This window comes from Halomonas sp. QHL1 (assembly GCF_001882345.1).
Taxonomy (GTDB): Bacteria; Pseudomonadota; Gammaproteobacteria; order Pseudomonadales; family Halomonadaceae; genus Vreelandella.
The window spans coordinates 1,775,659-1,796,611 of sequence record NZ_MINL01000001.1 but is presented as its reverse complement, the minus strand read 5'-3'; the positions used below and the strand labels follow the sequence as shown (position 1 = coordinate 1,796,611).

The 20,953-nt window shown below is 56.6% G+C and carries 21 protein-coding genes; 14 read left to right on the top strand and 7 right to left on the bottom strand.

Going from position 1 to position 20,953, the window contains the following annotated elements; translation table 11 throughout:
* The first annotated feature begins 17 nt into the window (after positions 1–17).
* The 4 genes from QHL1GM_RS08220 to apaG are packed head-to-tail and all read left to right on the top strand — an operon-like array spanning position 18 to position 3,362.
* Entirely contained in the window at positions 18–1,043 is a 1,026-nt protein-coding gene (locus tag QHL1GM_RS08220; protein WP_071694033.1) for a peptidylprolyl isomerase, read from the top strand.
* Positions 1,043–2,107 (top strand): 4-hydroxythreonine-4-phosphate dehydrogenase PdxA, encoded by a 1,065-nt coding sequence (gene pdxA / locus QHL1GM_RS08215; RefSeq protein WP_071694032.1) that lies wholly within the window; start codon positions 1,043–1,045, stop codon positions 2,105–2,107. Before QHL1GM_RS08220 ends, pdxA begins: the two co-directional genes overlap by 1 nt.
* A 53-nt stretch (positions 2,108–2,160) precedes the next feature.
* Entirely contained in the window at positions 2,161–2,988 is an 828-nt protein-coding gene (gene rsmA, locus QHL1GM_RS08210; protein ID WP_071694031.1) for a 16S rRNA (adenine(1518)-N(6)/adenine(1519)-N(6))-dimethyltransferase RsmA, read from the top strand.
* On the top strand, positions 2,985–3,362 hold the full coding sequence (apaG, locus tag QHL1GM_RS08205) for a Co2+/Mg2+ efflux protein ApaG (RefSeq protein WP_071694030.1): 378 nt from the start codon (positions 2,985–2,987) through the stop codon (positions 3,360–3,362). The genes rsmA and apaG overlap by 4 nt, the downstream gene beginning before the upstream one ends.
* Here the strand turns inward: apaG and QHL1GM_RS08200 are convergent.
* On the bottom strand, positions 3,359–4,807 hold the full coding sequence (locus QHL1GM_RS08200) for an FAD-dependent oxidoreductase (protein ID WP_071694029.1): 1,449 nt from the start codon (positions 4,805–4,807) through the stop codon (positions 3,359–3,361). The genes apaG and QHL1GM_RS08200 overlap by 4 nt on opposite strands.
* Positions 4,807–4,986, bottom strand: coding sequence for a hypothetical protein (locus QHL1GM_RS08195; RefSeq protein WP_071694028.1), 180 nt, complete (start codon positions 4,984–4,986; stop codon positions 4,807–4,809). Before QHL1GM_RS08195 ends, QHL1GM_RS08200 begins: the two co-directional genes overlap by 1 nt.
* A gap of 227 nt (positions 4,987–5,213) precedes the next feature.
* Between QHL1GM_RS08195 and QHL1GM_RS08190 the strand changes: the two genes are divergently transcribed.
* Positions 5,214–6,029 (top strand): symmetrical bis(5'-nucleosyl)-tetraphosphatase, encoded by an 816-nt coding sequence (locus tag QHL1GM_RS08190; RefSeq protein WP_071694027.1) that lies wholly within the window; start codon positions 5,214–5,216, stop codon positions 6,027–6,029.
* Positions 6,030–6,031: 2 nt separating this feature from the next.
* The gene (locus QHL1GM_RS08185) at positions 6,032–7,189 is read left to right on the top strand and encodes a polynucleotide adenylyltransferase (protein ID WP_254795275.1); all 1,158 of its coding nucleotides are present in this window, start codon (positions 6,032–6,034) and stop codon (positions 7,187–7,189) included.
* A gap of 1 nt (position 7,190) precedes the next feature.
* On the opposite strand, the gene folK is transcribed toward QHL1GM_RS08185, so the two are convergent.
* Positions 7,191–7,739, bottom strand: a complete 549-nt coding sequence (gene folK, locus QHL1GM_RS08180) for a 2-amino-4-hydroxy-6-hydroxymethyldihydropteridine diphosphokinase (RefSeq protein WP_071694025.1) — start codon at positions 7,737–7,739, stop codon at positions 7,191–7,193.
* A complete protein-coding gene (folB, locus tag QHL1GM_RS08175; RefSeq protein ID WP_071694024.1) occupies positions 7,736–8,116 on the bottom strand; it encodes a dihydroneopterin aldolase in 381 nt (126 codons plus the stop codon). The genes folK and folB overlap by 4 nt, the downstream gene beginning before the upstream one ends.
* A gap of 103 nt (positions 8,117–8,219) precedes the next feature.
* Between folB and plsY the strand changes: the two genes are divergently transcribed.
* Complete coding sequence (plsY, locus tag QHL1GM_RS08170) at positions 8,220–8,792, top strand: glycerol-3-phosphate 1-O-acyltransferase PlsY (protein ID WP_071694023.1); 573 nt, start codon at positions 8,220–8,222, stop codon at positions 8,790–8,792.
* Between the two features lie 24 nt (positions 8,793–8,816).
* Here plsY and tsaD read toward each other — a convergent pair whose 3' ends face one another.
* The gene (gene tsaD / locus QHL1GM_RS08165) at positions 8,817–9,872 is read right to left on the bottom strand and encodes a tRNA (adenosine(37)-N6)-threonylcarbamoyltransferase complex transferase subunit TsaD (protein WP_071694022.1); all 1,056 of its coding nucleotides are present in this window, start codon (positions 9,870–9,872) and stop codon (positions 8,817–8,819) included.
* 225 nt (positions 9,873–10,097) lie between these two features.
* Between tsaD and rpsU the strand changes: the two genes are divergently transcribed.
* From rpsU to rpoD, 3 genes are all read left to right on the top strand, one after another.
* Entirely contained in the window at positions 10,098–10,313 is a 216-nt protein-coding gene (rpsU, locus tag QHL1GM_RS08160; RefSeq protein WP_008956349.1) for a 30S ribosomal protein S21, read from the top strand.
* 267 nt (positions 10,314–10,580) lie between these two features.
* Complete coding sequence (gene dnaG, locus QHL1GM_RS08155) at positions 10,581–12,434, top strand: DNA primase (protein WP_071694021.1); 1,854 nt, start codon at positions 10,581–10,583, stop codon at positions 12,432–12,434.
* 226 nt (positions 12,435–12,660) lie between these two features.
* Positions 12,661–14,511 carry an RNA polymerase sigma factor RpoD gene (rpoD, locus tag QHL1GM_RS08150; RefSeq protein ID WP_071694020.1) on the top strand — a complete coding sequence of 617 codons (1,851 nt, stop codon included), beginning with the start codon at positions 12,661–12,663 and terminating at the stop codon, positions 14,509–14,511.
* Between the two features lie 97 nt (positions 14,512–14,608).
* Here rpoD and QHL1GM_RS08145 read toward each other — a convergent pair whose 3' ends face one another.
* Positions 14,609–15,256, bottom strand: coding sequence for a hypothetical protein (locus QHL1GM_RS08145; protein ID WP_071694019.1), 648 nt, complete (start codon positions 15,254–15,256; stop codon positions 14,609–14,611).
* A 188-nt stretch (positions 15,257–15,444) separates the two neighbouring features.
* On the opposite strand from QHL1GM_RS08145, the gene QHL1GM_RS08140 reads away from it, so the two are divergent.
* On the top strand, positions 15,445–16,812 hold the full coding sequence (locus QHL1GM_RS08140; RefSeq protein ID WP_071694018.1) for an L-serine ammonia-lyase: 1,368 nt from the start codon (positions 15,445–15,447) through the stop codon (positions 16,810–16,812).
* Between the two features lie 25 nt (positions 16,813–16,837).
* Here the strand turns inward: QHL1GM_RS08140 and QHL1GM_RS08135 are convergent, their stop codons facing one another.
* Positions 16,838–17,734, bottom strand: coding sequence for a LysR family transcriptional regulator (locus QHL1GM_RS08135; protein WP_071694017.1), 897 nt, complete (start codon positions 17,732–17,734; stop codon positions 16,838–16,840).
* Between the two features lie 130 nt (positions 17,735–17,864).
* Between QHL1GM_RS08135 and QHL1GM_RS08130 the strand changes: the two genes are divergently transcribed.
* The 3 genes from QHL1GM_RS08130 (at position 17,865) to fghA (ending at position 20,947) form a co-directional block, all read left to right on the top strand.
* Positions 17,865–18,842: an MBL fold metallo-hydrolase gene (locus tag QHL1GM_RS08130; protein ID WP_071694016.1), complete on the top strand. Its 978-nt coding sequence runs from the start codon at positions 17,865–17,867 to the stop codon at positions 18,840–18,842.
* A 44-nt stretch (positions 18,843–18,886) separates the two neighbouring features.
* Positions 18,887–19,996 carry an S-(hydroxymethyl)glutathione dehydrogenase/class III alcohol dehydrogenase gene (locus QHL1GM_RS08125; RefSeq protein ID WP_008956357.1) on the top strand — a complete coding sequence of 370 codons (1,110 nt, stop codon included), beginning with the start codon at positions 18,887–18,889 and terminating at the stop codon, positions 19,994–19,996.
* Positions 19,997–20,092: 96 nt separating this feature from the next.
* Positions 20,093–20,947 (top strand): S-formylglutathione hydrolase, encoded by an 855-nt coding sequence (gene fghA / locus QHL1GM_RS08120; RefSeq protein ID WP_071694015.1) that lies wholly within the window; start codon positions 20,093–20,095, stop codon positions 20,945–20,947.
* Positions 20,948–20,953: the final 6 nt, after the last annotated feature.

Here is a 20,953-nt window from a genome sequence, read left to right as displayed (position 1 = left end):
TGAAAGAGACGTTTGTTATGAAAATGAGAAAGCCCTTGCTAGGCCGTATGAAACAGCTTTCTGCTGGTAGTTTGCTGGCGCTGTGTGTAGGCACAGGCCTTGCGTTGGCCCCGCTAGTCCTGCAGGCGCAGAACTTCCAATCTACCCAGCGCCAAGTGCTGGACAGCGTCGTGGCCGTGGTCAATGACGATGTGATTATGCGTAGCGAGTTAGACGACCGGATGTTGCAAATCGAGCAGCAGGCCCAAGCCCAGGGCGGCAATCTTCCACCGCGCTCCCAGTTGGAGCGTCAGGTGCTTGAGCGCATGGTGGTTGAGGAGATTCAGCTACAGATGGCGGAAGATGCCAATTTGAGCATTGATGATACCGAGCTAAACGGCCAGGTACGCTCGATTGCCGAATCCAACGGCATGACGCTCGATGAGTTTGCTGATGCAGTGGAAGCTGAAGGCTCAACGCTGGCGAGTGTGCGCGAAGACGTTCGCCGTGAAATGTTGATGCGTCAGGTGCAGCAGCGGCAAATCAGCAACCGCGTAACGGTGAGTGATCGTGACGTTGAGCGCTTTCTCAATCAGCAGCCTGGCCAATCCGGCGACCAGGACTTTATCGAAGAGATCCGCGCTCGCCATGTATTGATTGAGCTGACCCCCACTCGTGATGAAAATCAAGCCCGTGCATTAGCGGAAGAAGTGCGTGAACGCTTATCTCAAGGTGAGGATTTTGCCTCTGTGGCGCGCGAAATGAGTGACGACAGCGGCAGTGCACTTAGTGGTGGCGAACTAGGCTGGGTACGCCCAGGACAAACCGTCCCCGCTTTTGAAGAAGCGATGCGCGAGCTAAGTATTAACCAAGTATCTCAGCCGGTTCGCTCTCAGTTCGGCTATCACATCATTGAGGTGCAAGAGCGCCGCCGTCAGAACGTCACCCAAGAGAGCCAGCGCGAGCAGGTTCGTCAAGCTATTTTCCAGCGTCGCGCAAATGAAGAGTTAGAGACTTGGCAGCAAGAGATTCGCTCGCAGGCTTTTGTTGATATTCGTCTCTGATGGTAGCGGGCACTTTATCACCCGATAGCATTTTGCCGGTGGCAGTCACCACTGGCGAACCGGCGGGTATCGGCCCAGAATTAATGCTCATGCTGGCGGCCCAGGGTGATCTTCCCGCCAATGCGGTGGCGATTGGCGACCCGGATATGCTGCGCCAGCGTGCCGCAGCGTTGGGGCTTAATGTTACGCTAGTTGAGTGTTCGCCCGGCGAGTCTCCAAGTGGCGTCAACGGTTTGCCGGTTTGGCCGGTTGCGCTGAACGAACCGGCCACGCCGGGGGTTCTCAATCCGGCCAACGCTGACTATGTGCTGGCTACCTTGGCGCTGGCGGTGGATGCCTGCCAACGTGGCCTTGCTGCTGCCATGGTCACGGCGCCGCTGCACAAAGGCGTTATCATTGAGGGCGGCTATCCAGACTTTACTGGACACACCGAGTGGTTGCGCGATGCCTGTGGTGTTGATGAGGTGGTGATGATGCTCGCTACCGATGCGGCACTGCATGCCAGCGCCTCAGGTTGGCAGGGCAGTGGCGACCTTCGTGTGGCACTGGTGACTACCCATTTGCCGCTGCGCAAGGTTGCCGACGCTATCACCTTTGAGCGGGTAACCCGTGTTAGCCGACTGCTGGCGGCCGACTTGCAGCGCCAGTTTGGGATTGCCCAGCCACTTATTGCGGTGTGTGGCTTAAACCCACACGCCGGTGAAGAGGGTCACTTGGGGAGCGAAGAGCTAGATATCATTATTCCCGCGCTTGATGCGTTGCGCGCAGAGGGAATGGATATCCTTGGCCCCTTGCCAGCCGACACGCTGTTTACCCCCAGGCACTTGGCAGGTGTTGATGCGGTGCTGGCGATGTACCATGACCAGGGGTTGGCGGTGTTAAAATACGCAGGCTTTGGTCAGGCCGCTAATATTACCCTGGGCTTGCCATTGGTTCGCACTTCGGTCGACCATGGCACCGCGCTGGATCTGGCTGGCAAAGGCGTGGCAGACCCCAGCAGCCTAAAAGTCGCTATCGACCTTGCGCGCCGTTTAGCCGCGCAGCGGTTGTCTGCTACTGCCTAGCATTCGCTGCTACACACTTCCGATTGAATCCGCACTCCAAGGAACACCGTTTGATGTCTACTGTGCCCCAACACCGCGCTCGTAAACGCTTTGGTCAGAACTTTTTACGCGACCTTGGCATTATCTCGCGGATTGTTCGCGCCGTTGGCCCGCGCTCGACGGATCGCCTTGTCGAAATTGGCCCAGGACAGGGGGCGCTGACCGAACCGCTGCTGGAAGCCGCGGGGCACTTGGAAGTTATCGAGCTTGATCGCGACCTGATTCCCGGCCTGCGGGTGCAGTTCTTCAACTACCCCGACTTTGTAATTCATGAAGGCGATGCGCTGAAGTTTGATTTTGCCTCGCTAAAAGGTGATGGGCCCGCGCTGCGCGTAGTGGGCAACCTGCCCTATAACATCTCCACACCACTGATAATACATCTGCTGGCTGCAGGAAGTGCCATAGAAGATATGCACTTTATGCTGCAAAAAGAGGTGGTTGAACGCTTAGCCGCAGAGCCCGGTGGCGCTGATTGGGGGCGTCTATCGGTCATGGCCCAGTACTACTGCCAGGTCGAACAGCTGTTTATCGTGCCTCCGGAAGCCTTTGTGCCGCGCCCCAAGGTCGACTCAGCGATCGTGCGCTTAACCCCCCATGAAACGCTGCCCCATCCGGCGGATGACCCAGCGCTGCTGTTTGAGTTGGTGAAGCTCGCCTTTGGCCAGCGGCGCAAAACGCTGCGTAATAACTTCAAAGGGCGAGTGAGTCCCGATACCTTGGAAGACCTGGGCATTGACCCCATTCGCCGTCCACAAACCTTAACCGTGGCGGAGTACGTGGCGATTGCCAACCGTGTCGCCGCCGATGAGCAGGCAAGCGGTGAGCGGGGCAGTCAAACGTGAGTGACCTAGCGATCAAAGTCAATGTTGTCCCTAGCTATCGCGCTGATGAGTCTAGCGATGGCGAATCGCGCTATGTGTTTAGCTACACCGTGACTGTCCACAATCAGAGCCCCCATAGTGTTCAGCTGATGGCGCGCTACTGGAAAATCACCCAGGGCAGCGGCGACTGCCAGGAAGTGCGCGGCAAAGGCGTCGTCGGCCAACAGCCGCTGATTGGCCCTGGCCAGAGTTTTCGTTACACCAGTCGCGCCATTCTGCAAACCCCAGTGGGGGTAATGGAGGGTGCCTATACGCTGTTAGATACCTCTACTCAGCGCGTTTTTGAGGTAGCCATTACCCCCTTTAGGTTAGCCGTACCGCTCCAGCTCCATTAGACGGTTTGCGTTAGCCTGCTCTCTAGATGGTCGCAAAGCCGCAGGGCCAACTGTACTAGCGTTAAAGTAGGGTTGGCGTGTCCGGCGCTGGCAAAAACGCTGGAACCCGCCACGTAGAAGTTATCCTGGGCAAACAGTTGGCAGTCGGTGTTAACGATGCCTTGCTCGGCATTAAGGCTCATGCGCGTGCCGCCCATATGGTGACGGCCAGCCAACTCGCCCTCGGTGGGCAACTTTACCGGCGTATCGACGAGCCAGTCAGCCAGTTGTAGCCTACCGATCTCGTTGTCGCGCAGATACTCACCCAATAGCAGCATGCTCTCGCGGATAGTATGACGATCCAGCTCGGACTGCTGCCACACCAAGCGGCTACGCGGTACGCCCAGCTCATCCAGTTCTTCGCTTAACTCTATGCGATTGTCAAAGCGAGGTTCTTGCTCCCAGGCGGCTCTTACCGCCGTGCCGTGTATCACCCGCCCCTGGGCCTGCCAGACGCGCAGTCGTCCCGCCAGCGTTGGCGCCTGATCGGCTAGCTCGTCAATCAGCTCCTGGGTGGCTTCAGCGTTCATACGGTGTAAGCGCAGTCCGCAGTTTAGTATTTGGCGAGAGCTGATGGAGTGAGCGGTGGGGGAGAGGAACACGTTGTAAACTTCGTCCAGACCCAGTGCCGCTGGTTCGAAAAGTAGCGCTTTGCCCACCGTAGCGTGGGGGTGCTCCATCCAGTAGCGACCTAAGGTGCCAGCTTGAGGTATTAGCTGGCCATTTAACTGCTGATTGCACCACAGCAGCAGGCGCGAGTTGTCGATGCCGCCGCAGGCCAGTACAAAGTAGCGCGCCTGAACCTTTCGATACTCACCTTGGTAGTTTTTGAAAGTGGCACCGGTGACCTTGCCATCTTGGCTTTCCAGCGCAACCAAGTTGGCTGTTAGGCAGCACTCCAGCGTGGTCGACTCGCTCAAAGTGGTGGCATATTTCTCCTTAAGGCGCGTCGGGTGGCCCAGTGAGAAATAGATGCGCTTGAGCCCAGAGTTCGTGATCGGCTGATCAGCAGGTGTAGACGCCAAGTCGAGCACGCTGGCGGCAATGCGGTAGTAGGGCGCTAACGCATCCCGGCCAATAGGCCAGGCCGTCTCACTGGCGGCTCTCTTGGCGGTAAAGTCATAGCGATCGAGTGGTCGGCAGATGCCACCCCAGTGGTTGGTCGACCCGCCTAAATGGCGCAGGCGAGCGCCATAGAGGGGAATATAAGGGTCTCCGACGACTTCCCCTCGGTAGCAATCCTGGGAGCGTTCGCTGTACTCCGCATCGCCTCCTTCGCAGAGCAGTACCCGGTGCCCCCGCTCTGCAAGGGTAACGGCCATGGAAATGCCCGCCGCACCCGCGCCGATGATGCAAACATCCACTGCCTCGCTGTGCTCACTGATATCCTCAAAAGCGATATACATCAGCGGTCACTGTTGCGCAGTAGCCAGCCATTAACCGTCGCCGCAGTGGGCGGTGGGCCAAGCTTGGGAGCGGCAGCTCGTGCGGCAGGAAGAAGCGTTGTGCCGGGAAGTATGAGTGCACCAAGGCCAGCAAGCGTTGCCGCTCGCAGCAGCCCGCGTCGTGAGTGATCCATTGTCATAAGCGTATCGTTTTCCTTAACAGTTATTGCGAGGTGGCTACTCGATTGACCAACTGCTCGATTGAGTGGCTAAGCTAGCGAGAGGCTTAAGAGGGCCAAAGCGTACTTTTTATAGTGATCTAGGTTCGCCCTTTTCACCAGTGTTAATCATCAATATATCGACAGGCAGAGGATGTCGGTGAAGTGGTAGTATTTAACCCACTCATTTTATTAATAAGGCCTCCCGCATGAGCACCTATGCGATCGGCGATTTGCACGGCTGTCACGCCGAATTTTTAGCCCTTCTTGGGAAGCTCAGCTTCAACCCCGCACGGGATACGCTATGGCTGGTGGGCGATTTGATCAATCGTGGGCCTGGGTCTTTGGAATGCCTGCGAGAAGTGCGCGCACTGGGTAGCTCGACACGCAGCGTATTGGGTAACCACGATTTTCATTTGCTGGTCGTGGCGCGCGGCGGTGGGAAGCTGAAAAAAAACGACACCTTGAGCGATATTCTGGGCGCGCCTGATCGCGAAGTGTTGCTGGATTGGCTACAGAGCCAACCGCTAAGCGTGTTTAAAAACAGTACGCTAATGACCCATGCGGGGCTGCTTCCCCAATGGAGCGTGGCTCAAACCGAGTCTCTGGGGCGTGAAGTGCAGGCGGCGCTTGGCAGTGAAGCATCGGGTGAGTTTTTAACCCAGCTATTTGGCAACCAGCCGGATAGCTGGCGCGACGACCTGGACGGCATGGATCGCCTGCGCCTGATTGTTAATGTACTGACCCGGATGCGATTTATTGATGCCCAGGGGCATTTGGACTTTGCCGCCAAAGAGGGGCTGGACAGTGCGCCAGAGGGCTTTCTGCCCTGGTTTCAATACCCGCGCGACGATGATACACGGCTGCTCTTCGGCCACTGGGCGGCGCTGGAGGGGAATACCCCGCAGGCGCGGGTGCCCGTTGAGGCGTTGGATACGGGCTGCGTTTGGGGAGGGCGGCTAACTGCGCTCAATCTGGACAGCGGCGAGCGAACCAGTGTAGCTAGCCATCAGCGGGGAAAATGACAGTGAAAGAGATAAGCAGTGATCCCCGCTTAGCGGGTCTAAAAGTGTATCGGGTAGGCGGCGCTGTACGCGATGAGTTACTCGGCTGGCCGGTTTATGACAATGACTGGGTCGTGGTAGGCGCTACGCCAGATGCCATGCGCAAGCGCGGCTTTAAGCCCGTGGGGCGCGACTTTCCGGTCTTCCTGCATCCAGAGAGCGCCGAGGAGTACGCCCTGGCCCGCACCGAACGCAAGTCTGGCCACGGCTATGCCGGGTTTGAAGTACACGCCAGCCCCGACGTTAGCCTGGAAGAGGATCTGCTGCGGCGTGATTTAACCATTAACGCCATTGCCCAGGGCACTGAGGGTGAATTAACCGATCCGTTTAATGGTCAAGGTGATATCGAACGGCGCGTGTTGCGGCATATTTCAGCGGCGTTTAGCGAAGACCCGTTGCGGGTGCTTCGTACCGCGCGCTTTATGGCCCGCTATGCGTCGCTGGGCTTCACCATTGCCCCTGAAACACTGGCGCTAATGCGCAAGGTGAGTCAAAGCGGCGAACTTGAGCATCTGGCTGCCGAGCGGGTGTGGGTCGAAACCGAAAAAGCGCTGGGTGAGCCAAGCCCAGAGGTCTATTTCACTACCCTTGAACGTTGCGACGCACTCAACGTGTGGTGGCCAGAATTGGTGGGCGAAGCATTAGTGAAGGGCTTGGCGGCGATGGCTCAGGTGCCTGATAGCGACATGTTCTCATTGGCTCATTGGCGCCATGCGCAGCTGGTATCATCGCTAACCGCTGATCAGCGCGATGCTTTGTCGGAACGACTCAAATTGCCCAATGCCGTTGCCCAATTAGCTCGCCATACCGCGCTTACCTATTCTTTAATAAACCATTCGCTAACAAACCAGACACTGCCTGCCGACGCATTAGAGGGCCCCAGCGTGCTACGCTGGCTGGAGCGATTGGATGGCTGGCGCAAGCCTGAACAGGTCGAGGCGCAGTTGGCGTTAGTTAAGGTGCTGGCGCCTGAGCAGGTTGGCCCGCTCGAAAACGCCTGGCAGGCTGCCCGGGAGGTTAGCCCCCAGGCACTCATAGCCGAGGGGTATCAAGGAGAAGCGCTGGGCGAGGCCTTGCGAGAGCGCCGCGGGCAGGCCGTGGCGTCGGCGCTAACTAAGTAGCTTATCGGCGTGCTGCCGCCAGCAGGGGCTGTTCGTCAGCCTGTGAGATCCAACGGCCGCGCCAGCTGAAATCCACCGCCCAAAGACGTTGGCTACCGAGCTCAAAGGCGCTCCATAGCGCGGCATAGGGCGTGCCGCAGCTGGGGTGACGCTGCTCAGGCAGCAGCTCAGCAAGCGGCTGTAACACAAATGCATTATGGGTGATTTCGCTTCGCGGTAGGGCGACGTCGTCAACAGTGCCGCAGAGACTGCCTACGGTGAGCAAGTCGATATCCAGCGCGCGGGGGCTGAATTTGGCAATGTCGGGCAGGCGGCCATGCTCTATTTCCAGCTGCTTACCCCACGCCTGAAGTTCGCCGGGCGTCCAGGCGCTGTGAAACGCCACCACCAAGTTATAGAAATTGCGGCTGTCGGCGAAGCCGACCGGTTCGCTTTCAAACACGCGAGAGATCTGCAGGGGGCCGAAGGTATCAGCAAGCGCATCAAGGCAGCAGCGAATATGCCGAGTAGGGTGAATATTGCTGCCTAAGCTGACGGTCACCAGGTTCATGCGCTGATCTCCTGGGTTGCCTCCGGCAGGTTGCCGCGGGTAATTTCCAGGCCGACGCTAACGGCGTTGGCAACCGCGCCCGGTTTACGTACCGTCAAGCGCAGCCAAGTGATAGGGAACTCTGTACGCAGGCACTCCGCGAGGCGTTCGGCGAAGGTCTCAACGAGGGCGAACTGATGGACATCGGCAAACTGCTGAATGCGCTGGCAGATAGCAGCGTAATCCAGGGTGAGGCGTAAATCGTCGGTGGCCGCCGCAGAGCGAATATCGGTCGCCAGGACCAAGTCTAGGCTTAGCGACTGTTGAATCGAGCGCTCCCAGTCGTAGACACCAATCACGGTATCGACGCTTAACGCTTCAATCAAAATGCGATCCATCCAGCTTCCCCCTACGGTAACAAGCGGGCGATTGTACGTTAGGATAGGGTTAAACGACAGTATGCCGGGTTATCGAGACGGTCTATAAAGCGAGCAGGGCGCCATGGTATGGATAGTGGTGGGTTATTTAAGCGGCAGCTGGCTGGCAGCGATAAGCGTTTGCCGCCTGGCTGGCGTGGGCGATCCCCGTCTACACGGCTCATTTAACCCAGGCTTTTCCAACGTACTACGCCTATATGGCCCCCGCTTAGCCGCAGCGACACTACTCTTAGACGCCTTAAAAGCCATGCCCGCTGTTCTCGGCGCAAAGCTAATGAGCTGCCCGGTCTGGCTGCAGGGCCTAGTGGGGTTGGCAGTATTGCTAGGTCACAGCTTTCCATTATGGCATGGCTTTCGTGGTGGTAAGGCAGTCGCCAGTGCGTTCGGCGTGCTGCTGGTGTTGGTGCCGCAGGTGGCACTACTGAGTGCCGCGATATGGGCGCTGCTAGCGTGGCGACTAAAAACGGCGGCACTGGCCTCGCTAGTGAGCGCACTCGTGGCGCCGCTTGCCTGTGGCTGGTTAGCGCCGGATTACATCATGGTGGTGAGTGGATTCAGCCTGCTGGTGCTGGCCCGCCACGGGCTTAATATTCGCCGACTGCGACGCGGTGAAGAGCCGCCGTTTCGCGGCTCCTAAGGCGTAACTAGGTCAAGAGTGCTGCTAGCTGCCAGAGGTTGCTGGAGGCGCCAATTGATCCAGCGGCCAGCGGGGCGTCGCCTGCATCATACCGGGTGTGTCGTACTCGCCCGCCGCCAGGCGTTGAGCGCCGACGTAGGCAATCATGGCGCCATTGTCGGTACAGAATCGCCCGCGCGGGTAGTAGGCGCGGGCCTGGCGTTTTCCACACTCAGCGTGCAGTCGTTCGCGCAGGCGATGATTGGCGCTGACTCCTCCCGCGACCACTAAGCGCTTCAAGCCGGTTTGATCCAGCGCTCGACGGCACTTAATTACCAGCGTATCGACAACGGCCTCTTCAAAAGCGCGGGCAACATCGGCGCGGGCCTGGGTGTCGAGTTCATCGGCTGCTTCCAGCTGGCGGATGGCCGTCATGGTATGGGTTTTTAAGCCCGAAAAGCTGAAGTCGAGTCCCGGCCGGTCGGTCATGGGCCGCGGAAAACGAAAGCGCTTGGGGTCACCCTGTTCCGCTAACTTGGCGACCTGAGGGCCGCCTGGATAGGCCAGTCCGAGCATCTTGGCGGCTTTATCAAACGCTTCACCGGCAGCGTCATCCACCGATTCGCCCAGCAGTTGATAACGCCCCAGCCCCTGCACTTCGACGAGCTGGGTATGGCCGCCGGAGACCAACAGCGCCACGAAGGGGAACTCAGGAGGTTCGTCTTCCAGCATCGGTGCCAATAAATGGCCTTCCATATGGTGTACACCGAGCACGGGGATGTTTAAGGCGCGGGCCATTCCATGGGCAGTGCTGGCACCCACCATTAATGCGCCGACTAACCCCGGGCCTGCGGTATAGGTGATGCCATCCAGATCGTGTCGCGTCAGCTTAGCGTCACTGAGCACCTGTTCAATCAGCGGCAGTAGTTTGCGGGTGTGATCGCGAGAGGCGAGTTCGGGCACTACGCCGCCAAATTCTGCATGCATGGCGATTTGGCTATATAGCGCATCGGCAAGCAGCCCCTGGCCGCCGGTTAACGAGGTATCGTAAAGCGCGACACCTGTTTCGTCGCAGGATGTTTCAATGCCCAGAACTCGCATAAAAAGGGACTCTCAAAGGCTATTCAAAAAGATGTAAAGGTGAAAAACACAAGAGCACTAGTCTAGCATTGTCGCTGTAGGTCAGCGTAAGCATTTGCAAAGATGGTCAGCGGCGACTAAACTACTGTGCGCTGTAAAACTGGGTCGTACACCGTGTTCTAAATCGTAATATCGCAGTGTACGTACTATCCGAACTCAAGACTCCTTAAGGTAGGTGAGTGCTTAATGCCTTCTGTAAAAGTACGTGATAACGAGCCGTTTGACGTCGCCCTGCGTCGCTTCAAGCGTTCTTGCGAAAAAGCCGGTGTTCTTTCTGAAGTACGCCGCCGCGAGCACTATGAGAAGCCGACTGCTGAGCGTAAACGCAAAGCGGCAGCTGCCGTAAAACGCCACGCTAAGAAAGTGCAGCGTGAGCAAAAGCGTTTCGAACGGCTCTATTGATCCGTACCCGAGGGGGCCGGAGCAGTTAGCTGGTCGTCTCAAGAGGGATGCCAAGCGGCCGCCACTAGGTGGCCGTTTGTTTTTGACTGTTGTTTTTAAAGCCATCGTTTTTCAAAGCTGTCGTTCAAGACTGTCGGTGTTTATGATGATCTGATCTGGTAATGGGTCTGATGACCTTAGGCAGTGCTTTAAAAACTGGTTTTAAAAACAGAACTTTTAAAAAACAGTCTCGAAAGCTAGCGCTTTGCGCGAGGATGCCCGTAGTTCATGGCAGGCCAAATTCCACAGCGTTTCATTGATGACCTGTTAGGCCGCGTTGACGTGGTCGAGGTGGTTGGTGAGCGTGTGCAGCTTAAAAAGGCTGGCCGTAACTACTCTGGGCTATGTCCCTTCCATCAAGAGAAAACTCCATCGTTTACCGTCAGTGCTGATAAGCAGTTTTATCACTGCTTTGGCTGCGGGGCTAATGGTAATGCACTACGCTTCTTGATGGAGTACGACAAGCTACCGTTTCCTGAGGCGGTAGAGCAGTTGGCCGGGCGCCTGGGTATTGAAGTGCCGCGTGAAGGCGCCGATGACCCGCGTGCCCAGCAGCGCGAAAAGAAGCGCAAAGAGGGCGTAAACCTCCTCGAACTCGCCGCGAGTTTTTATCGCGAGCGATTAAAAATGCATGAGGGCCAGTCCGCCCAGCGCTATCTTTCGGGTCGTGGGCTTTCGGACGATGTAATCAAGACCTATGGCATTGGCTATGCTCCGGCGGGTTGGGAGGCGCTCAAACAGCACCTCAGCGAGCGCGGTATTGGTGAGCCGGTGCAGGTGGAGTACGGCCTGCTGATTCATCGTGAGGATACCGGGCGTACCTACGACCGCTTTCGTGACCGGGTAATGTTCCCGATTCGTGATTTGCGTGGGCGTACCATCGCCTTCGGTGGCCGGGTAATGGGTGATGATCAGCCCAAATACCTCAACTCACCGGAAACGCCCGTATTCCATAAAGGTCGTGAACTCTACGGATTGTATGAGGCGCGCCAAGTCTCGAACAAGCTTGAGCAGCTGGTCATGGTCGAAGGCTATATGGATGTGGTGGCGCTGGCGCAATACGGTATTCATAACGCCGTGGCGACGCTGGGTACCGCGACCACGGAAGACCATTTGACCCGCCTGTTCCGGCTGGTGAGTCGGGTAGTATTCTGCTTCGACGGTGACCGTGCGGGAAGACAGGCGGCTAGCCGAGCGTTGGAAACCGCACTGCCACAAATGATTGATGGCCGTGAAGCACGCTTTCTGTTTCTGCCTGAAGGTGATGACCCGGACACCTTGGTGCGCCGTGAAGGTACCGAGGCATTTCAGGATCGTGTGACCTGTGCCATGCCGCTGTCGGAGTTTCTGTTTGAGCAAGCTTCCCAGGGGCGCGACTTAAATACGGTGGAAGGGCGCGAGCGTTTTGCCAGTCAGGTGCTTGAAGCATTGAACAAAGTGCCCGAAGGCATGCTCAAATCGTTACTGCTGGAGTCATTGGCGCAGCGTAGTGGGCTGGCACAAGAGCAGTTGAAAGTACTGCTTGAAAAGCGTGCCCAAGTGTCGCAGCGCCACGCTTCGCAGAGGCAGGCGGAGCAGGTAGAACCGGATTCGGCGTCATCAGCGATGCAGGGTGCGGTATTGGCAGCGCCAGCCCATTCATCGCGCTCACGTTCTCAGGCGCTCTCCCCGGTTGGGCGTATCGTGCAGCTGTTGCTGCATGAACCCAATTTGGTGGCTTCGCTCCCGGATGATTTGGAGTGGCTACCGGAAGATGATGACGCACCGCTATGCAGAGAACTGGTCGCACTGCTAAAGGCGGGTCGCTACCGCAGCCCGCAAGTAGTGTTGGCGCATTTTCAAGGCAGCCAGCAGGGGCAGGCGTTGGCGGCCTTCGCTAAGCGCGAACTGCTGATTCCCAAGCCAGATCGGGAAGCAGAGCTGAAGGGTTTGGTGGAACACTTGCAGTACGTTCAGCGTCAGCGTTCTCCCCAAGAGGAGTACACGGCGTTGCTGGCGCAGGAGCGCGCCGGGCAAAAGTTAGATAAGGAGCAGCGCCAGCGTTTGGCAAGCTTGGTAATGGAGCTTGCCCAGCGTCAATGAGGCGGTGTCTTGGGCGATGGGGGTTGAATTCCTAGCGTTTCAGCACCAGATATAGGTTCAGCCACCTAGCGCTGGCCTAACCGAACAAACTAACACACCTGAATTACCGCGCAAATACGTCGAGCTGGAAAATTTCCTGCTTTTTACGCTATACTGTACGGCTTGTTGAGTTTAATCGATTCAGCGCACCAGGTGTTTCATTCTTCTTCGTCGAGATAGGGTTTCTATGGCTGGAAATGCGCAGCAGCAGTCGCGTCTGAAGGAGTTGATCGCTCGAGGCAAGGAACAGGGCTACCTGACCTATGCCGAGGTCAACGACCATCTACCCGAGGATATCGCCGACCCGGATCAAGTGGAAGACATCATTGGCATGATCAACGACATGGGTATAAGTGTCGCTGAAGAAGCGCCAGATGAAGACACTTTGATGATGTCGGATCAATCCACGGACGAGTCCGCTGCGGAAGAGGCCGTAGCGGCCCTTGCCGCCGTGGAAAGCGATGTAGGCCGCACCACTGACCCCGTACGCATGTATATGCGTGAAATGGGCACGGTTGAGCTTTTGACCCGTGAAGGCGAAATTGAAATCGCCAAACGGATCGAAGAGGGCACCCGTGAAGTGATGTCGTCTCTGGCCTATTTGCCGGGAGCCGTCGCGTCTATTCTGGACGCCTATGACGCCACTCAGGATGAAGAAGCGCCGGGGCGTCTTTCGGATCTGTTTTCTGGTTTCATCGATCCCGATGAGGGCATCCCCGGCGTTGCCGAAGCAGAGGTGCCCGAACCGGAGCCCGAGTCCGAACTTGAAGAGGACGTGGAAGGCGACGGCGATGATGAGGACGAAGACTCCACAGCCAGCGAGGGCGGCCCGGATCCCGAAGAGGCGCGTGCGCGTTTCGAGCAGATTCGCGAGCAGAATGCCTTAGTCGAAGCGGCGTTTGCCAAGCATGGCCGCGGCAGCGCCGAGCTAAAAAGTGAGCAGGCTCGCTTGGCGGTACTTTTCTCGCCCATCAAGCTGGTGCCAAAGCACTTTGAGCGCTTGGTCGGTCAGGTGCGTATCAGCGTTGAGCAGGTGCGTGCCCAAGAGAAAGCGGTCATGCAGCTGTGCGTGAAAAAAGCCAAGGTGCCGCGTAAGACGTTTATCAAGTCGTTTCCTGGCAACGAGTCGCGCAAAACCTGGCTGGATGATTTCCAGGCAGCGCAGAGCAAGTACGCCGACCGCCTTGAGCCGCTGCGCGCCGATATTGCCCGCGCCCAGCGCAAGATCGCCTTCGAAGAGGATATGGTGCAACTCTCGGTTGCCGACCTTAAAGAGGTGAATCGCAAGCTCTCGATTGGCGAGGCGAAAGCGCGCCGCGCCAAGAAAGAGATGGTTGAGGCCAACCTGCGTCTGGTTATCTCGATTGCCAAGAAGTATACCAACCGTGGGTTGCAGTTCCTGGATCTCATCCAGGAAGGCAACATCGGCTTGATGAAAGCAGTCGATAAGTTCGAATACCGCCGTGGCTATAAGTTCTCGACCTATGCCACCTGGTGGATTCGTCAGGCAATCACCCGCTCGATTGCCGACCAGGCCCGCACCATCCGTATCCCGGTGCATATGATTGAGACGATCAACAAGCTCAATCGCGTATCGCGTCAGATGCTGCAGGAAATGGGTCGTGAGCCGACGCCGGAAGAGCTCGGCGAGCGTTTGGAAATGCCGGAAGATAAAGTACGCAAGGTGCTCAAAATCGCCAAAGAGCCGATCTCCATGGAGACGCCGATTGGTGACGATGATGATTCACACCTGGGCGACTTTATCGAAGATGGCACCATGCTGCTGCCGATCGATATGGCCACGGGTGAAGGTCTTATCGAAGCCACGCGTAACGTGTTAGGCGGCTTGACCGCCCGCGAAGCCAAAGTCTTGCGCATGCGTTTCGGTATCGATATGAACACCGACCATACGCTGGAAGAGGTGGGCAAGCAGTTTGACGTAACCCGCGAGCGAATTCGTCAGATTGAAGCCAAAGCGTTGCGTAAGCTACGTCACCCCAGCCGCTCTGAGCCGCTGCGTTCGTTCCTTGACGAGTGAATGCCTTAAATAGTGAATAGTAAGCGGTAGATAGAAAGTAAAAAGCCCGTCGTTCTCAGAACGACGGGCTTTTTGTTGAAGGCAATTGTGGCTGCGTTTAAGTGGATAGTTGCCTGGCTTTATAAATGCGCCGGGCCAGTAGCAGTAACTCTAAGGTGGCGATCAAAATTAAGCTATAACCTAGCAGTTCGACGACTTCTTCGGCGACATCTTTGAATTCGCGCGTGAAGTTGTCTTCGAGTACGGCGCGCCAAAAATCCTGACGTCCATATAAGCGCGAGAATATATAAGTGGTCAGCACGCCGGCCGTAAACAAACCAAAGGCAAAGGTGTTGCTGTAATGGGCAAACTCCTCAAGAAAGTGACGCCGCTTAATGACGACCCAGGCAATTGAGGGAATGACGATCAGTGATACCAGCACTTTCCAGGTGTTGCGAGCTATGAACTCATCCAAAAAATAATCTTGCTCGCGCACCAGTGAGGCGGCCACAAACGCCAGCAGCAGCAGAGTAACGGTGGGCCAGACTTTAAGTACCTGGCGAATATAAATCAGCATGGCGCAGCAGGTGGCCAGTACCAGCGTTTGGGTAAATTCGGTAAAGCCCAACTCAGTAAAGCGTACTGAAGGGAGGTAAAGCGCTTCTAAATAGGCGCCTTGGGCAATCGCACCGATAAACAGTACATATAGCACGGCACGCACTAAAATAGTTTGAAACCCGATGGGCCAGGTGGGCGGGGAAGACATTCCAACATCCTTTGTGGGTAAGCGGCGTCGCTATTCGCGTATTGAAACATGCATAGCTGAATGTTCATTATATCGTCACACTTATGTGTTCGCACGTCGATATTGCGGTTAATCACTCGACGTTTAGGCATCGGCGCTGCAAAGTAACTAGTAGACAGGTAATAACAGCGTTGTGAGGCGTGATAGGTATGGCTATTAGTGTGTTTGATCTTTTCCGAATTGGCATTGGGCCCTCAAGTTCCCATACGGTGGGCCCGATGCGCGCAGCCCACGATTTTGCCCTGGCGCTTGGCGATATACGCGTTACCCGGCTGGTGGCAAGGCTGCATGGTTCGCTAGCCGCCACCGGGGTGGGTCACGGCACCGATCAGGCGGTAATTATGGGGCTGATGGGCGAAGCGCCTGAAAGCATTGATCCGGATACCATCGCTTCGCGGTTAAAACATCTTGAAAAGGGAGAGCTGCTGGTGCTTGCCAATGGGCAGCAGATCGCTTTTGATGCCCGTAATGATGTGGAGTGGGATGAGACCTGCCTGCCTTTTCACCCCAATGCCATGGTGCTGAGCGCCTATTGTGAAGATGCGTTGGTAGCGACCAATACGTTTTACTCCCTCGGCGGCGGTTTCTATGTCGATCAAGCGAAGGCAGATCAAGGCGAGGTTGACGAAGACGCTACTGAACTGCCTTACCCCTTCAATACGGCGGCCGAACTGCTCGCGCTATGTCAGCAGCATCAGCTGCGCATTAGCCAGCTGATGCTTGAAAATGAAAAAGCCTGGCGCAGCGAAGCGGCCATTCGTGAGGAGCTGCTGACCATTTGGCACGCCATGAGCGACAGTATAGAGAATGGTCTGCGCGCCACTGGCCATTTGCCGGGCGGTTTAAATGTGCGCCGTCGTGCGCAGCTGCTCCATCAGCAGTTGCTTCATCCACCGGCTAATCAGCGCCTGATCGTGTCGAGTTTTACCGTCATGGATTGGGTCAACGTATTCGCGCTGGCGGTAAATGAAGAGAACGCCGCGGGGCGGCGGATGGTCACTGCGCCAACCAACGGCGCAGCGGGTATTGTGCCCGCCGTATTGGCGTACTATTTGAAGTTTGAGCCTGACGCTAGCGAAGCCGATGTGGTGGATTTTCTGCTGACCGCCGGCGCAGTAGGCATTTTATGCAAAAAGAACGCCTCCATTTCCGGTGCGGAGGTGGGTTGCCAGGGTGAGGTTGGCTCAGCCTGCGCCATGGCGGCTGCTGGGCTTGCCGAGGTGCTTGGCGGCTCGCCGGGCCAGGTGGAGAACGCCGCTGAAATTGGCTTGGAGCATAACCTCGGTTTGACCTGTGACCCGGTCGGCGGGCTCGTTCAGGTGCCTTGTATCGAGCGCAATGCGATTGCCTCCGTCAAAGCTATTAATGCCGCGCGTATGGCGATGCACGGCGATGGTGAGCACTTTATATCGCTGGATAAAGTGATCCGCACCATGCGCGATACTGGCCGCGATATGCAGGATAAGTATAAAGAGACATCCAAGGGCGGGCTCGCTGTGAATGCCATCGAGTGCTAGGCCATCAAGTCTAGGTCATCGAGTGCTAGGCCAGCGGGTTACTGGGCAATAAGCTGTCAATGTTGGCGACCAGGTAGTCGACCAGCTGGCGGATTTTAGGCGATAGGTGACGGTGGCGAGGATACACCGCCCAAACGGCAGTATCGTGGTGCTGAAAAGGCTCAAGCACAGCCACCAGCTCACCGTTTGCCAAATAGGGAGCCACGTAATAGTCGGGCAGTTGCGCAAGGCCGAGCCCCTTGCGTGCCGCGTCTAGCAGCGCCGGGCCGGAGTTTCCTGTCCAGCTCCCCTCGACACGTACCTCGCGGCGTTGGCCGTTCATTTCAAACAACCAGTTGGGCCGTGAGCCAATTAGACAGCGGTGCTGACTAAGCTCCGCCAAGGTGTGCGGGCGCGGCGCTTGGCGAAAGTAGCTTTGTGAGCCGACGATATACTCGCGGCGGTCGCATAGGCGTCTGGCGATCAGGCTGGAATCCTTTAACACTCCCATCCGAATGGCAATATCGTAGCCCTCTTCAATCAGTTCCACCGGTCGGTTAGTGAAGTGCATGTGAACGCCCAGCTGCGGATGCAAACACTGAAAGTCATTAACCAGTGGTGCGATAAAGCGCTCTCCAAAGGTCGTGGCCGAGGTGAGTTTAAGCAGCCCACTGGGCTTGGCCTGAAGTTCGCTAAGCGCCTGCTCGGCATCGCGCAACCCATCAAATAGATGGCGGCAGTATTCCACGTAGGTCGCGCCCGCATCGGTTAAGCGGATCTGGCGAGTGGTGCGATAGAGCAACTGCACGCCCAACTGATTTTCGAGCTGACTGACCAAGCGGCTTATATGCGAGGTCGATACCTTCAGGTGGCGGGCCGCAGCAGAGAACGTGCCTAAACGCACGACCTCAACAAAGGCTTCGATACGGCTCCAATGCTGCATGCTAACTCCCTGGGTTGATAGCGATTGTTGCTGTGTGGCAATAATCTTATGAGTGTATCCCGGTTTATCAAAAGCGCCTAGCTGGCCTACACTGCTAGCAACGTTAACTTATCAATGGAGCCTTTTGCTTATGCCTATACCACAGTGGTCACGCGGTGTGCTGGCAGTCGCTATTAGTGCAGGCTGGGCTGTTAGTGCTCAGGCAGAGCTACCCACCCAGCAGCAGGAGCAGGCGCCGGGCTGGTTTCGTATGATGGTCGGTGAGTATGAGGTGACCGCTCTTTACGACGGCCATACGGCTATTGATACCTCCTTGCTAAAAGGCATGGAACAAGAAGAGATTCTCCGCCATCTGGATGCGTTATTTATCGATGCCGAAAGTGGCATGCAAACCGCGGTAAACGCCTTTCTTATTCACACAGGCGACAACCTTGTACTGGTTGACGCCGGTTCTGCTGCTTGCTTTGGCCCCTCATTGGGTCAGGTAGAGAGCAACCTGCGCGCTTCCGGCTACTCGCCGGATGATGTTGATACAGTATTAATGACCCACCTGCATCCTGATCACGTGTGTGGTTTGGCCAATGAGGAGGGCGAAGCGGTTTATCCCAATGCTGAACTGCGTGCCAGCCAAGCGGATGCCGATTTTTGGCTGGATGAGGAGCGCGCAGCTGCGGCTCCCGAATCTGCCCAGGCCTTCTTTACTATGGCTCAAGACGCGGTTGCGCCTTACCAGGAAGCAGATCGTTTCAACCCCTTCACGGCCGGTGATGAAGTGCTGATGGGCATCGTTGCCCAAGATACCCATGGCCACACCGCCGGGCACTCAAGCTTTATGCTCAATAGCGATGATGACGCCATGCTGGTATGGGGTGACGTGGTGCACAGTTACGGCGTTCAATTTGCCGACCCTACTGTGGCTATTGAGTTTGATTCTGACCCCGAGCAAGCCATTCGCACTCGAGAAGAAGTGCTCGAAAGTGCCGTTGAAGATAAACACTGGATCGCCGGTGCCCATATGCCTTTCCCCGGCATTGGTCATATTGTAGAAGATGAAGAGGGTTATCGCTGGCTACCGATCGAGTTTGGCCCAGTGGCAACTGACGAGTAAGCCTTAGTTAATATTTTTGAAGCAATGAATACTTAGGAGTCAAAATGAAGTCACGCGCAGCTGTTGCATTGGAAGCGGGTAAGCCGCTTGAACTGGTTGAGATTGATGTTGAAGGCCCAAAAGCCGGTGAAGTACTGGTGAAAATGGCCGCTACTAGCGTTTGTCATACCGACGCTTACACGCTTTCTGGTGCTGACCCGGAAGGTAATTTCCCCGCCGTCTTGGGTCACGAAGGTGCAGGCGTCGTTCAGGAAGTTGGCGAGGGCGTTACCAGCCTTAAGCCGGGCGACCATGTCATTCCCCTTTACACCGCCGAGTGCGGCAAGTGTAAATTCTGTTTGTCGGGTAAAACCAACCTGTGCGGCAGCGTTCGCGCTACCCAAGGTAAAGGGGTAATGCCCGACGGTACCTCGCGTTTCTCACTCGATGGCAAAATGCTTCATCACTACATGGGTACCTCCACGTTTAGTGAGTACACCGTGTTGCCTGAAGTCTCCCTGGCAGTGGTTTCCAAAGAAGCGCCCATGGATAAAATTTGCCTGCTGGGCTGTGGCGTGACCACCGGCATCGGGGCAGTGCTGAATACCGCTAAAGTAGAGCCGGGCGCCACGGTGGCGGTATTTGGTCTCGGGGCTATCGGTTTGGCCGTCATTCAAGGCGCGGTAATGGCTAAAGCAGGGCGTATTATTGCCATCGACGTCAACGCCGATAAATTCGAGCTGGCCAAGCAGTTTGGCGCCACCGACTTTGTGAACCCGAAAGAGTACTCAGACCCCATCCAGCAGGTCATCGTCGATCTGACTGATGGTGGCGTCGACTACTCCTTTGAGTGTATCGGTAACGTCAACGTGATGCGCTCGGCGCTGGAGTGCTGCCACAAGGGCTGGGGCGAATCGATCGTCATTGGTGTCGCTGGGGCCGGTGAAGAGATCTCGACACGGCCATTCCAACTAGTTACCGGGCGGGTCTGGAAAGGCTCCGCGTTTGGCGGCGTAAAAGGGCGTAGCGAACTGCCGGGCTACGTTGACCGTTATATGAACGGTGAAATCAATATCGACGATTTCATTACCCACGATATGCCGTTTGAGAAAATCAACGAAGCGTTTGATTTGCTACATGCGGGCAAGAGCATTCGTACAGTGCTGCATTACTAGGCCTAGCATTATTAAGTAGTATAGGAAGCACGTTTGAAACGCTAAAACGCGGTAGGGTAGACCTGCCGCGTTTGCTGCATTTAAAGGAACCTGCCCATGAGCATGAGTGAAACTTTAGAACTGGTGTCCGCCAACCGTAGTTTCGGTGGCTGGCATAAGCGCTACCGCCACTACTCCCGTGCGTTGGATTGCGACATGATCTTCGCCGTTTACCTGCCGCCCCAGGCGGAAAACGCGCGTGTACCCCTGCTTTGGTGGCTCTCGGGGCTGACCTGTAATGACGAAAATTTCATGCAGAAGGCGGGTGCGCACCGTATTGCCGCAGAGCTAGGCGTAGCGATTGTTTGCCCTGACACCAGCCCACGGGGCACCGACTTGCCCGGCGAGCATGAGAGCTTTGATTTAGGCTCTGGGGCTGGGTTTTACGTCAATGCCACCGAGTCGCCCTGGAAGGCCCACTATCGCATGTACGACTATGTGATTGAGGAGTTGCCTTCCGTTGTGCGTCAGCACTTCCCGGTCAATGGGCGCGAATCCATTAGCGGGCACTCGATGGGTGGGCACGGGGCATTGATCCTGGCGCTGCGTCATCCAGGGCGTTTTCGTTCGGTATCGGCCTTCTCTCCGGTGGTCAACCCGATGAACTGCCCCTGGGGGCAGCAGGCGTTTAACGCCTATTTGGGTGATGATCAGTCACGCTGGCGCCAGTACGATGCCTGCGAACTGGTGGCCAATGGCGCATCACGCCAACGCCTGTTTATCGACCAGGGCGAAGCGGATCAATTTCTGGAGGAGCAGCTTCAGCCAGAGCGTTTAGAAGCCGTGTGCGAAGAGCACGACCATCCGTTAACGCTGCGTCGCCAACCGGGCTACGATCACAGTTACTTCTTCATTGCCTCGTTCATTGAGGATCATCTGCGCTATCATGCAGACCACCTCATGAAGCGTTAAGGATAA